The 14195-nt window shown below is 50.1% G+C and carries 7 protein-coding genes; 5 read left to right on the top strand and 2 right to left on the bottom strand.

Features of this window, described 5'->3' with window-relative positions; genetic code table 11:
• The first annotated feature begins 667 nt into the window (after positions 1-667).
• The 5 genes from QWI17_RS13835 (at position 668) to QWI17_RS13815 (ending at position 8009) form a co-directional block, all read left to right on the top strand.
• Positions 668-3592: a ribonucleoside-diphosphate reductase subunit alpha gene (locus tag QWI17_RS13835; RefSeq protein ID WP_302723110.1), complete on the top strand. Its 2925-nt coding sequence runs from the start codon at positions 668-670 to the stop codon at positions 3590-3592.
• An 86-nt stretch (positions 3593-3678) separates the two neighbouring features.
• Positions 3679-4905, top strand: coding sequence for a ribonucleotide-diphosphate reductase subunit beta (locus tag QWI17_RS13830; protein ID WP_302723109.1), 1227 nt, complete (start codon positions 3679-3681; stop codon positions 4903-4905).
• A 59-nt stretch (positions 4906-4964) separates the two neighbouring features.
• Positions 4965-5177 carry a hypothetical protein gene (locus QWI17_RS13825; protein ID WP_302723108.1) on the top strand — a complete coding sequence of 71 codons (213 nt, stop codon included), beginning with the start codon at positions 4965-4967 and terminating at the stop codon, positions 5175-5177.
• 152 nt (positions 5178-5329) lie between these two features.
• On the top strand, positions 5330-6058 hold the full coding sequence (locus QWI17_RS13820) for a transglutaminase-like cysteine peptidase (RefSeq protein WP_302723107.1): 729 nt from the start codon (positions 5330-5332) through the stop codon (positions 6056-6058).
• A 40-nt stretch (positions 6059-6098) separates the two neighbouring features.
• Positions 6099-8009, top strand: a complete 1911-nt coding sequence (locus tag QWI17_RS13815) for a bifunctional diguanylate cyclase/phosphodiesterase (protein WP_302723106.1) — start codon at positions 6099-6101, stop codon at positions 8007-8009.
• Between the two features lie 77 nt (positions 8010-8086).
• Here the strand turns inward: QWI17_RS13815 and QWI17_RS13810 are convergent, their stop codons facing one another.
• Entirely contained in the window at positions 8087-8416 is a 330-nt protein-coding gene (locus tag QWI17_RS13810; RefSeq protein WP_302723105.1) for a hypothetical protein, read from the bottom strand.
• A 9-nt stretch (positions 8417-8425) separates the two neighbouring features.
• A complete protein-coding gene (locus tag QWI17_RS13805) occupies positions 8426-14152 on the bottom strand; it encodes a tandem-95 repeat protein (RefSeq protein WP_302723104.1) in 5727 nt (1908 codons plus the stop codon).
• Between the last annotated feature and the right edge of the window lie 43 nt (positions 14153-14195).

The following is a 14195-nucleotide window of genomic DNA, read 5'->3' as shown; positions in this document are numbered from 1 at the left end:
TCACGTGGGTGTCGACCGTTATAACCACCACCCCACGGCATGCTGTTTATTCTTTCGCCGGCACGACGGCGAACTTATTAAGCAGCAACTTTGTCATAAATAATTATTCTATAACCACCGCAATAGGTTCAAAACAGCCTCGCCCTGCTCGTTACAGGCCCGAGAAGTTAGTGGATGCCAACTTATCAATCTACCCACAATTTATCCACAGCTTAGCCGCTCGTTTCTGCACTTGCATTCCCAAGTAAACCGCATTATCTTGTATCCCGAAATTTGAAAACACCCATATATTGGGTTTGGGGCGAATTCCTCCACCAGACGCGGTCGAAAGGATACCTTCTCTATCCGACCATCCAAAGGTCTGAAATTGCCCCAAATGTAAGTGTTTACCAACATGCTGAGCGCGCCATCGTGCGGGGTATGTTGGAAGATCCAGATTTTTTAGAACTCTACTGAATGAGAGTTTGAGCAGTAAAGAAGTACGGGGCTTGGGTGATTACCGTCGGTAAAACCGCAAGTGTCGCCCCATCATCTGGTAGACAGGCCACACCTGTCACCAACGTTCATGAAGAGCGTTGGCGCTGTAAAACGTAAACAACAATATCGAGTGATATCGAGTGCTAGCGCTCGCACTTTCACCACCAGGGAATTATTCTCGGAGACATTAATGTACACAGAAACCGATCAGTCGAAGACCGCTCAGGTACAAGCTGGCGCCTCTACCGAGGCCAACAACGACCTGGAGGCTACCGCCCCAGGTCAATTGCGCGTTATTAAGCGCAACGGCACCGTTGTGCCTTTTGATGCGAGTAAGATCGCAGTGGCAATGACTAAAGCGTTTTTGGCAGTCGAAGGCGGCACAGCCGCGGCCTCAAGCCGTGTCCACGAAACCGTAGACAACCTCACCAAGCAGATTACAGCAACGTTTAAGCGCCGTATGCCCTCTGGCGGCACTGTGCACATTGAAGACATCCAGGATCAGGTCGAGCTGGTACTGATGCGCTCTGGCGAGCAAAAAATCGCGCGCGATTACGTGCTCTACCGCGAAGAGCACGCGCGCATCCGTGCCGAGAAGAAACCAGAAGTAACAGACGTTGAAGCCGACCCCGATTACCCTGCCCTGCAAATCACTCTGGACGATGGCTCCAGCGCCCTGCTGGATATGGCCCGGGTACGCACGGTGGTACGCGAGGCCTGCGCTGGCCTGGAAGACGTAGACGAAAAAGCCATTCTCGACGAAGCTATGCGCAGCCTATACAACGGTGTTTCGCTCGACGACGTCAACACGTCTTTGGTCATCACCGCGCGCACCTTGGTGGAGAAAGAGCCTAACTACAGCTACGCCACCGCTCGCCTGCTACTCGACAAGCTCCGCGCCGAAGCGCTGGGCTTCTTGGGCATTGCCAATGCCGCCACTCAAGGCGATATGGAAACCTTATACGCTCGCGCCCTTCCCGCTTACATCAGTAAAGGTGTAGAGCTGGAGCTACTAGATGCTGACCTGCTTAATTTCGATCTGGATAAGCTGGGCAAAGCACTGCTGGCCGAGCGCGACTTGCAGTTTACCTACTTAGGCTTACAGACTCTGTACGATCGCTACTTTATCCACAGCAACGATGTACGCATTGAACTGCCGCAAGTCTTTTTCATGCGTGTGGCCATGGGCCTCGCCATTGAAGAAGACAACCGTGAAGAGCGCGCCATTGAGTTCTACCGTCTGCTCAGCTCGTTTGACTACATGAGCTCGACACCGACTCTGTTTAACGCAGGCACCCTGCGCCCGCAGCTGTCCTCTTGTTACCTGACTAACATTCCCGACAACCTGCACGGCATTTATGGCGCCATGCAAGACAACGCCATGTTGTCGAAGTTTGCCGGTGGCTTGGGTAACGACTGGACTCCGGTGCGCTCGCTGGGCTCCTACATCAAAGGCACCAACGGCCGCTCACAGGGTGTAGTTCCCTTTCTTAAGGTTGCAAACGACACTGCCGTAGCCGTAAACCAGGGCGGCAAGCGCAAGGGCGCGGTATGTGCCTATCTGGAAACCTGGCACCTGGACATTGAAGAATTTCTCGAGCTGCGCAAAAACACCGGTGATGACCGCCGCCGCACCCACGACATGAACACCGCAAACTGGGTGCCCGATCTGTTTATGAAGCGCGTGTTCGAAGACAAGGAGTGGACGTTATTCTCACCCTGCGACGCGCCGGACTTACACGATTTGTACGGCAAGGCGTTTGAAGAGCGCTATGCGTACTACGAGCAACAAGCGGCCGAAGGCAAAATCAAATTGCACAAAAAACTGCGCGCATTGGATTTGTGGCGCAAGATGCTGGGCATGCTGTTCGAAACCGGCCACCCATGGATTACGTTTAAAGACGCCTGTAACTTAAGAAGCCCGCAACAACACGCCGGTGTTGTGCACTCCTCTAACCTGTGTACAGAAATCACCCTGAACACCAAGGCCGACGAAGAAATTGCCGTTTGTAACCTGGGCTCGGTGAATCTGGCTCAACACATTGTCGACGGTAAGCTCGACCGGGAAAAACTGGCAGCCACTGTAAAAACCGCCATTCGGATGCTCGATAACGTCATCGACATCAACTACTACTCAGTGGAAAGTGCTCGCACATCGAATCTGCGTCACCGCCCTATTGGCCTTGGCCTTATGGGGTTCCAGGACGCGCTCTACGCACAGCACATCGCCTACGGCTCGCCAGAAGCGGTCGAGTTTGCCGATATATCAATGGAAGCCATCAGCTATCACGCCATTGAAGAGTCTTCCAATCTGGCCGCCGAGCGCGGACGTTATTCAACGTTCGAAGGCTCACTGTGGAGCAAAGGTCAGTTGCCCATTGACTCCATTGAAATCCTGGCCAGTGAGCGCGGCGCTGACTTTATTCAAGTTGATCGCAGCCAACGCCTCGACTGGGACACACTGCGCGATAAGGTGAAATCTCAGGGTATGCGTAACTCGAACGTTATGGCCATTGCACCTACTGCGACTATTGCCAACATTACCGGTGTCAGTCAGTCCATCGAGCCGACTTACCAAAACCTGTATGTAAAATCGAACCTGTCTGGTGAGTTTACCGTGGTAAACCCGGCGCTGGTGCGCGACCTAAAAGCTGAAGGATTGTGGGACAGCGTAATGGTCAACGATCTCAAATACTACGAGGGCTCACTGCAGAAAATCGACCGTATTCCGGCCGCAATCAAGCAGCTGTACGCCACAGCCTTCGAGGTTGAGCCGCGCTGGATTGTGGAAGCAGCCAGTCGTCGCCAAAAGTGGATCGATCAGGCGCAAAGCCTCAACCTGTACATCTCAGGCGCCAATGGTAAGAAATTGGATGTTACCTACCGTATGGCTTGGTTCCAGGGTTTAAAAACCACTTACTACCTGCGCGCACTGGCGGCCACCTCTACCGAGAAGTCCACCATTAACACCGGCTCTCTGAACGCGGTTTCTTCAGGTGGAAGCACTGCGGGTGCCGCTTCGGCAAGTGCGTCTGAGCCCGCCGCGGGTGCTAGCGCCGCGCCGGTGCCCCAGGCCTGCTCACTGGACGACCCAGACTGCGAAGCCTGTCAGTAAACATAACAACGATTGAAAACGCCCGTTGTTAGGCACCGGGCGCGGAACAAATACCAAAAGCCACTCACCGAAAGGACCGTATCATCATGTTGAGTTGGGACGATTTTAATACCGAAGAAAGCATTGCACCAAGTAAACCTGCGCCCGCAGCTCCACCCAAGGTGGAAGAGCCTGCCGCTGCGCAAACGGCTGAACAGGCCAGTGCGGAAGAAGCATCACGAGCACTCGAAGCTGCACGTGAATCGCTCGAGCATCTTGACGTTGCCCCCGGTTTAGAAGAGCTGGAAATGGGCGCTGAACGTATTGAGGTAGACGACAAGCGCATGATCAATTGCCGCGCTGACCTCAATCAGCTGGTGCCCTTTAAGTATGACTGGGCCTGGCAGAAGTATCTGGACGGCTGCGCCAACCACTGGATGCCGCAGGAAGTGAACATGACAGCCGACATCGCGTTGTGGAAAAGCGCAGATGGCCTAACCGATGACGAGCGCCGCGTAATCATGCGCAGCTTGGGGTATTTCTCCACGGCCGACTCACTGGTTGCCAATAATCTGGTGCTGGCGATTTATCGTCTGGTCACCAACCCTGAGTGCCGTCAATACATTTTACGCCAAGCGTTTGAAGAAGCGATCCATACACACGCCTATCAGTACTGTATTGAATCTCTGGGTATGGATGAAGGTGAAGTGTTTAACATGTACCGCGAATTACCGTCAGTAGCGGCAAAAGCGGCCTGGAGCCTTAAGCACACACAATCCTTAGGCGATCCAACCTTTAACACTGGCACTATAGAAGATGACCAGGAATTGCTGCGCAACCTAGTGGCTTTTTACGTGGTCACCGAAGGCATTTTCTTCTACTGTGGTTTCAGCCAAATCTTGTCCATGGGCCGCCGTAATAAAATGACCGGTGTGGCGGAACAGTTTCAGTACATTCTGCGCGATGAGTCCATGCACTTAAACTTTGGTATCGACGTTATCAACCAAATTAAGCTAGAGAACCCCAAGCTTTGGACGGAATCATTCCAGCAAGAAGTGACACAGATGATTCTGGAGGGCGCCGAACTGGAAATTAAGTACGCTCGCGACTCTATGCCGCGTGGCATTCTGGGTATGAACGCCGCCACCATGGAAGAATACCTGCACTTTATCGCCAACCGCCGTTTGGCGCAGCTGGGACTTAAAGAACAGTACCCGGGTGCACAAAACCCGTACCCCTGGATGAGTGAAATCATGGATTTGCGCAAAGAGAAAAACTTCTTTGAAACCCGCGTGATTGAATATCAAACTGGCGGCGCACTGAGCTGGGATTAAACTGCGACTACGGGGCTTGTTTACAATCAGGCCTCGTTTAGTCACAAGGGGTAAAACTCATGGGGAATAACATCAATAAGGTCGATCCGGAAGAGCTTTTGTTTACCCTGGATCAGCTTGAACAGACCACTGAGATTATGGGGCGCGTTGTATCTCGCCTCAAACGTCAGTTGATGCAAATTCAAGAGGCGGCAACTGACCGCCCTGCCCCAGCTAGCGCTAAATCTATAGATACGGCACCGCCCGCAAAGCCCCGACGCACTCTGCACTAACAAAAACGGGCTAGAGCTCTCCCCACCCAAGGGCCAACTTCTGGGTGACCTCGCAACCTTATTTTCGCAATAATCTGGTCTGCACAGTCAACTCAACTCATGGCTCATCCTGCTATACTGGGGTATGACATGCAGTGAGCAGGACACCACGTTTGAATAGGCAGCCTAATTCTTTACTTAATACCAATCTCACCGGGGTGAGTTGGCCATTGGGTACTGGCAGCACGTTCAAAGTCTTGAGTCGCAACCTCTCGGTTACCATTTCCGCCGCTTTCTTTTTATTGGCTACAACTGTCGTTGCGTTGCAAGCGGATCGTCTAGAGCAAACCATGAAGTCCCGCTACGGTGAGGATGGGCTCGCCTACCTGCGCGCCTGGACCAATTTATTGCTAAAAACCGATATCACTACGACCGAAAAGTTGACGGTGGTAAACGATTTTTTTAACCGCGGCCTGACCTACACTGACGACCGACTACTGTGGAAAGCAAAAGACTACTGGGCGACACCTTTGCAAACCATGGGAATGCGCGGTGGCGATTGCGAGGACTACAGCATTGCAAAGTATTTTTCGCTGCTTGAGATGGGAATACCCGCCAACGATTTGCGCCTGATATACGTGAAGGCCACCACCGGCGGCATTCTACAAGCCCATATGGTACTCGGCTACTTTCCCAACCCCGACGCTATTCCTTTGATTCTCGACAATCTCAACCCCAAAATACTGCCCGCCAATGAAAGAGCCGACCTGACCCCCGTCTTTAGCTTTAATAGCGAAGGTTTGTGGTTGGGCGGGCAAAAATCCAATACTGACCCGACCGCGCGCCTCTCGCGCTGGCGCGATGTGTTACAGCGTATGCAAGAAGAAGGCTTCAATCAATGATGCAATCGGCTAACCGAAAAACCGTGGGAGCTCACTCACCATGTCACTGATAAAACAATTATGGATAGGTATATGCCTGATTCTTATTCTCGCGTTGACCGGTAGTTTTTTTATTACCACCTTCGCGGCCAAGCAGTATCTAGAGCAACAGCTGCAGTTGAAAAACATTGATAACGCGACCTCACTCGCGCTGTCAATTACGCAAATGGATAAAGATCTGGTGACGCTCGAGCTGTTAGTGGCTGCTCAGTTCGACTCAGGCCACTATCAAAGTATTCGGCTGATTGACCCGAACGGCGACCTATTGGTTGAACGTGAATACCAAGGGGATATAAAAAGCCCTATACCCCAATGGTTTGACCAGCTACTGAACATAGAGGTGTCACCCGGGCATGCGCAAATACAAGATGGCTGGCAACAGTTCGCGACCATCGAAGTCATTAGTCATTCGCGTTACGCCAAAGAAGAATTATGGCAATCCAGTAAAAAACTTCTGCAGTGGCTATTATTTGCCGCAATTGTATTTGGTGGTATTGGCACCGTTATTCTCAAACTGATCACACGGCCTCTGGGTTACGTGGTGAATCAGGCCGAATCGATTGGCCAGCGCCGCTTTGTCATGTCAAAAGAGCCTCGTACACGAGAGTTTCGCCGGTTAGTGCGAGCGATGAACACGCTCTCCTCCAGCGTTAAGGCCATGTTAGAAAAAGAAACGGAAAAGCTGGAAAAACTGCGACAAGAATCTCAACAAGACGAACTTACTAAACTGCCTAACCGGGAACATTTTCTTAACTTACTGGATAGCACACTAACCCGTGAGGACAGTGAAAAGAATGCCGTTGTTTATCTGCTACGCTTAATGGATTTAATATCGCTCAACCAAAAGTTGGGCCGCGACCAGGTTGACGCACTCATCGTCGATATAGCAAATTTGTTATATCACAAAATGGAAGACTCGCCTCATTATGCCGGCAGGCTCAACGGGACCGACTTTGCCTTTGTTAGTTTTGAGCCGGCTTCCATTAAAAATACCAGTGAAGACCTTTCCAAAGCGCTGTATCAATGCATAACCCGATATGAGAGCGAAGAGGTAAAAATAGGGCTGGCTATTGCTTGCACACATATTCACCAGGAAAGTCGCGGTCAATTACTCTCACGTCTCGACGGCCTGCTTGCCAATGCCGAGCAAAAAGGCAATCGGGCTGTTGTGCTGTATAACGCTGACGGGCCAAGGGGCGTCGGCGCACAGCTCAATCTTAACGATTGGCGCGTTAGCCTTACCAAAGCGCTGGCCAACCCTGGGGTTGAACTCGGACGATTTGCAGTGCGCAGCATAGCTGGTGAAATTTTTCACTGGGAACGCCCGGTACGCTTGCAACTAGATGGCAGCTGGCAAACCGCCGGTTACTTTGTTGGCTGGGCCAAGCGGCTTGGCATACTCGAAGAAATAGATTGGCAGGTGGCGCGTGCAGCGGTCGCACAGATACGTCAAAATCAAGAGGTAACGGCTATTAACGTTTCCGAAAATGCACTACTTAGCCCTACATTTAGAGCGCAGATCATTGGACTTGCACAGCAAAATCCGATTCAAGTCGCCATGTTGCACATAGAATTTCCGGAAAGTTGTGCAGTTCGACAAATGCCTTTATTAAAAGAGTTGAGCCGGGAGCTACGGGAGCGTGGCTGCAAGGTTGGTTTAGAACACGTCGGTTTAGAATTTACCCAAATTAAAGAGCTGGAAGGCATTGGCCTGGACTATTTGAAATTAGACAGCGCCATTGTACGAGACGCCGAAACAAACTCGATCAACCATGCGTTTATTAAAAGCTTGAGTAGCATAGGACATTCACTGGGTATGGTTATGATCGCAGAGGGCGTAACCAACACGGCCCAAATAGAGACGCTGGGCGAGCTGGATATTGACGTCGTAACCGGCCCAGGTGTCGACTAGCTTATGTAAAACAGTGACAACCCAAAAACACGTGTTCAGTGTTCTGGCAAACACGGGCTTTGGTTTTTAATTTGAGATCAGAATTTTATATCGTCGTCATCATCCAACAAAGAAATGGCCTGAAAGTGCCCGCGCATTTCTTTACGGTGCATTAATTTACTTTGCGCCGCCTCAGGCAAATCGGTGAAGCAAATCACCGATTTATCGATCAGCACATTAACCACATCCTCCATGACCCGCGCCATTTGCAAGTCGGATTCGGCCAGAGACTGCTCCACCTCCGGCTGAAACTCACGCAAAAAGGCCAAAAGTTCCGCCGAGTCGGAACCGACCGCTTCAAAACAGTCGACCGACTCGGTTTTGCTAATGGCACAAATAGCGCCACTGAAATCCCGCCTTACAAACATATGCGTCTACTATTCCACATCTAGGTGATTACCGGTAAGCAGCTGATTGATGATCTCCGTATCACTGCCACTCAAGCTAACTCCCTCAAGGGTGATCGTTTGATCCGTAGCGCTGGTGTAGTTACTGCCATCAAAGCTTCCGGTACTGCTGATATGAACAATAGTAGCATCTGTTGTTGTTTCGAAGTGCAGGTACTCTGTCAAATTGCCGCTATTTTCACCCTGTAGCAAATCACCCAGAGCTAACACATCGCCTTCAGACAGGTTGAAGTCACTGACGGTATCCGATGCCGGAGTGCCAGCGGTGCCCTCATCCCCCAGAGACCAGGCAAAAGTATCGGCACCGGCCAGACCACTTAAGGTATCTGTGGCAGCGGTAGCCTCTAGCACATCATCACCTGAGGTTCCTTCAACCACATTATCTGTTGACGCAGCAAATGCACTTGCCGGCGCCGCCGCAGGAGCAGAGGAGTAATTAACCGTCGCAGAGGCCGTATTGCTGGTACCACTGGCATCCTCTACTGTTATTTCAATAACGCGATCAGAAGAATCGGTGCCATCTCCAGCGTTGTAAACCACCTGAGAAATAGCAGCTTGATAATCAGCCACGCTGGCATTACCGGACAAAACAAACGTGCCGTCAGCCGCAAATTCTGTCACTGTAATGTTGGTACCCACCAATACCGATGCATCAATAGACAAAGAGTCGCCGTCTGCGGGATTTGTCAGAGTAAATATAGCACCCTGCAGCTCAGACTCATTGCTTAACAACAAATCAGTATCAGCAACTGCCGTTGATTCACCAGGCAACACACTGGTTTCGAAATCGTTACCGGTAGCCGTACTGTCATTGCCATCGAGGTCAAGTACCGGCAATACATCCAGAGCTTGGACATCAATCGTGACCGTGGCGCTGGAGGTAGCACCATTACTATCGACTATCGTGTACTGGAAACTATCCAAACCTACAAAGTTCTCGGCAGGCGTGTACGTGATAGTACCATTCCCATTATCAACAGCTGAACCATTGCCAGGAGTACCAACCGACTGTACGGACAATGTATTGGAGCCATCAATGTCCCAATCGTTGGCCAATACATTGACAGTAACGTCGGTATTCTGAGTAGCTTCAATACCACCGGCAGTATACGCAATATTACCCGGCACCCAAATATTATTGCCCGAGGGATCATCAAGCTCAGCATCAAACACGTACTGGCCGCCCTGATCCCAATAGTAAATTTCTACGTTGTGAGTACCGGCACTCAAAGTCACCGTTGCCGACCTTTCTGAAGGAGGCGTAATAAAGTCCGCCAGCATGACCGCTTCACCGTCAACTAGGATAATAAATCCGTCATCGTGGGTAACATTAAACGTGTGTACTCCGGAAGTTGTAACATTAAACACACCATTAAATCGGACAATAGAGTCTTCAGCCGTTCGCTCTTGTGTACCTGAAGCCGTCTGCCATACCAGAGAGTCAGCATCATCGCCAATCCAGCTTGCTAAGTTGCCGTTAGCACCCAAGTCACCACCAGCTTCGCCGTAATTCAACTCTGTAGTGGTAAACACCGCATCTGGGGTATTGTTATTGGCGTAGTTAAATACCTGAGCGATGGTTTCAAGGTTCGGATTCCCTGCACCTTCCTCATATATCCAGAACTGCGACGAAAAGGCTCCCTCGACTAAGCCACTGTCGTCGACAGCGACAGGGGCATCGTTGACACCGGATATTTCAATTTGAGCGTTTGACGATTCATCCAGATCAGTACCATTGACCGCAACGGTATAGTCGATATTGATTGTCGCGCTCTCACCTGCGGCCAAAAAGTCAAATACATGCTCGCTGGTATTGGTAAAACTCACGCTACCATCGGAATTCACAATCAAATCCCCAACGCGATAACCGTCGATATGCGCCAATTGATAATTCCCGGGTTCAGACGCAGTGGCATTTTCGATAATGACGAATTGATTGGTAATATTCTGGCCGCCGCTAACGATACTAATTCCATTCACCGAACTAACTGTCGCACCACTTTCCGGCGATGCATTATCCAATAGATTGAATAATCCAACACCGATATCTTGATTCTCATTAATCTCTATTGACTCGTCATAGTCTCTTGGTGTATCCCCCAAATCGTCCACAACGGCCACATTCAGGTTTGCACTTCCCGAGTATCCTGTACCATCCGTCAAGGTATAAGTAAAGGTATCAGTCAATTGCGGAGCCATAATTGTAAGATCATCGATAGTCGCAACTTCAGCGTCTGCCGTTGTATTAACATTCAACTGCAAAGTAACATCGCCATTCGCATCTAACGTAACGGGCACAGATACAATAGACGTACTGCCATCTGCCGGAGAAGCTGAATAGATCACTCCGCTGTTATCAGAAACACTAAAGTAATCTTGTGATCCGCCCGACGTATCCCAACCGCCACTCACATTTAACGTAAAGCTCAAGGTAACTTGCTGACCACCAAGCGTATCGTCAAAGTTAAACGTTTGGGTGGCGATGGAATCCCTATCTATTTGTAAACTTCCAGTATTGTTCGATACTCCAGAGCCAGTCCAGCCATCCGTTCCCGAAGCAAAGTCGTTCTCTGCTAACAAGTGGTTCAGTTGATTAACCAATGTGTAAGTGTAATCGCCAAACCCTGCTGACGTATTGTCTGTATTGACAACCAGCACATTTCCTTCAGCGGTCGTAATGGTGCTTTGCCCGGCAACGCTATTGTCAACCGAACCGGCGGGAATGCTGACAGCAAGGCTCAGATTGCTCGGCAGTGATTGATCATCACTTAACAAGTTACCGCTGGTAACTTCTGCGTTGCTTGCACTATTACTTCCGCTCGGCAATGCCTCTTCGAACACGGTTCCCGCATTATCATTCAATTCAACGACAGTTATGTTTACCGTGGCTGTATCGTTTTGACCGTCGGCATCGACAATTGTGTAGGTAAAGCTGTCCGATCCACTAAAGTTTGTAGTGGGTGTATAGGTATAACTGCCGTCATTATTCAGCACCAAGGTTCCGCTTGAAACATTGGTAGCTATCGTAAAGTTGGAAGGGGTTTCCCCGAGCAGATCATTACCAGCGACACTTCCTGTAAAGCTCGAGCCACCATTTATAATAACGGAATCATCTACCGCATCAATAGCAGGACTGGTAGGCGTTACAGTAATACCGGCCGTTGCTGTGTCTGAATCGCCATTACTATCTGTTACGGTGTAGATGAAACTATCACTGCCATTAAAGTCCGAATTGGGCGTATAGGTAAAGGTACCATCAGTATTCATTGTTACTACACCGTTCGCTGGGCCGTCGCCTGCTTCTACAGTGTATACATTAGGGGCATCAACACTCTGAGTGTCGTTTGTACTGACATTACCAGTTAACACATCGTCTTCGGCAACGGTATAAGTATCGTCCTCAGCATCAGGCACCAAAACATCCGGTGCTGGCAATACTACGACAGTGAAATCCTCATCAACAGTCGCCTGGTCACCGTTGGAGCTTTCGGTTGCAATTGCAGAGACAGTAAGGTCAAAACTGCCAAAGTAACCGGAAGGCGCAGTTATCGTCAGAGAGGTTAAATCCCAACCGGTAACATCGACACTGGTTGCGCCCGATGTTGCAGTAAAGTCATTTGAACCATCGGACAACACTGAGCCGGCAGGAATTTGAGAGATCACCACAGCCAGAGACTCAGAGCCATCCAAATCATTCAAAGATGCACTAATGTCTTGCAACTGTATTGGCGTATCTTCCAAGCCTTCGTTCAAACGCACTGGGTAGTAACCGCCATCACCACCATTATCGCTATACGTAGAATACTGACCGCCGGCATCGGTAACCGCTTGAATATCGGTAAACAATGAATAATTATCCAGAGTTTGTGCGCTGCCACCATCGGTAGCAATCAACGCGCTTACCCAACCTTCTTCCGAATTTGCACCGTTGTAGGCGTAAAGTTCGAAAGTGTAGTAGCCAGACTCGGTAACCGTAAGCGTATCGCTAGTGTAACTACCCCAAGTGTTATACCCCGCAGACCACAGTATGTTGCCACCAATTTCAATGTGCAATGTATCGTCTTGGTAGCCTTCCACTTCATAGTCACCTGGCTCGAGATAAATCAACCCGGTTAAGCGCACCGCCCCATCAAGGGGAATATTTTCTGAATCACCACTGGTTGTTCCATCGCCCAGCTCGCTCACTACTTGAGTCGAATCAGGCGTAAGTCCGCTCAATGCACTTTCCAGCACATCAGCGTCTGCCGCTATGGTCGTGTCAACAGTTGGTACATTGTTAAAACGATCTAATACAAGACCATTGCCCGTTGGCAAGTCGAAATTCGCCTCATTGGAAACGTCAATACCTGCATCGGCCAAGGTCAAGTTTGGATCGTCAGCTACAGCATTAACAGAAACAGTCATGGTAGCAATGTTACTGCTTTCCGAACCGTCAGAAACACTGTAAGTAAAACTTCCATTGCCTGTACCGCTATCCGCCCCGGTGGGAGCATCAGCGAGTGGTTCATAACGTAAGTTATCGTCTGCAATATCCGATTGCGAAACAACTTGCCCTGCACTTACCGCAGCCCAATTACTGCCATCGAAAAATTGAAGAACACCTTCACCTGGAACCGTCTCAATTGTCACTGACGCGATAGAGTCACCATCATCGACATCATCAAATGAGAAGTCAGATAGCGAGAAAACATAGGGAACATCTTCATCGGTTTCTACTGAACCGTTAGTCGTTGTTGGGGCATCGTTCACGGGCGTAACTGCAATAGTTACAGTGGCAGAGTCAGTGCCACCATTATTATCACTGATTGTGTACTCGAAGGTTGCATCACCTACAAAGTTTTCGGTTGGAGTGAAAGTAACAATGCCATTGTTGAGTACGACGGTGCCATTAACAGGATTACTAACACCGATAATGACCAAATTATCGCCATCGAGGTCTGTATCGTTAGTTTCGACAATATCAGCAGCCGTCAATGTAATGGGGGTATCTTCAGCGGTTGTTAGGTCATCGTCTACTGCGTCGGGGTCGTCATTGCTATTCACTAAATTAATAGCAACGCTCGCCGTATCACCGATTGTTACAAACCCATCGTCAGATACAACAACATTTAGATTAAATTCACCTAGATCCGGATCATCAATATCTTGATTTAATGTGATTTCACCGCTCGATGCATTAATTGTAAATACGCCATCGGTTTGCGTGCCATTACTGAAGCGATAACTAAGAGTGCCGCCATCTAAGTCTTCGGCCACAACTGTTCCCACCGTTGTTCCAGCAGTACTTCCTTCAGGCAAGCTGGCAAAATCGTAACTATCAACGTTAGGCGCACTACCTGACACATCCGAACCAGAAAGAAATTCTGGCACTGTATCGTCATCCGTGATCGTGCCGGTCGCGGCCTCACCGTCTACTGTCAGCGTGTAGGTTTCATCATTCTCAACGTCGCTGTCTTCGGTGCTCGCCACCGTCACCGTAAACGAGCTCACGCCCGCATCGACAGTGATCGTGCCATTGCCATTGTCGGTCACGCCCGCACTGAACGTCAGCGTGCCATTGAAGTCCGTGCCCGAAGTCGCCGGGTTCGTGCCGCTGCCCGCAATGCTGAACGCGAAGGTTTCGGCGTTCACGCTCGATCCGCTCAGCGTCACCGTGTGCGTCAGCGTGTTGCCTTCCGCCTGGCTGTCACTGCTCACACTGTCAACACTGAGGCTGCTCGCATCGGTGATCGTGCCCGTC

The organism is Gilvimarinus gilvus, assembly GCF_030518155.1.
In the GTDB taxonomy this organism is placed as follows: Bacteria; Pseudomonadota; Gammaproteobacteria; order Pseudomonadales; family Cellvibrionaceae; genus Gilvimarinus; species Gilvimarinus gilvus.
This window is presented reverse-complemented; position numbering and strand designations above follow the sequence as displayed.

Bases quoted from the DNA above. Each gene is read 5' to 3' on its own strand.
- QWI17_RS13810 (WP_302723105.1), bottom strand. From the start codon at position 8,416: ATGTTTGTAAGGCGGGATTTCAGTGGCGCTATTTGTGCCATTAGCAAA.
- QWI17_RS13835 (WP_302723110.1), top strand. From the start codon at position 668: ATGTACACAGAAACCGATCAGTCGAAGACCGCTCAGGTACAAGCTGGC.
- QWI17_RS13830 (WP_302723109.1), top strand. From the start codon at position 3,679: ATGTTGAGTTGGGACGATTTTAATACCGAAGAAAGCATTGCACCAAGT.
- QWI17_RS13825 (WP_302723108.1), top strand. From the start codon at position 4,965: ATGGGGAATAACATCAATAAGGTCGATCCGGAAGAGCTTTTGTTTACC.
- QWI17_RS13815 (WP_302723106.1), top strand. From the start codon at position 6,099: ATGTCACTGATAAAACAATTATGGATAGGTATATGCCTGATTCTTATT.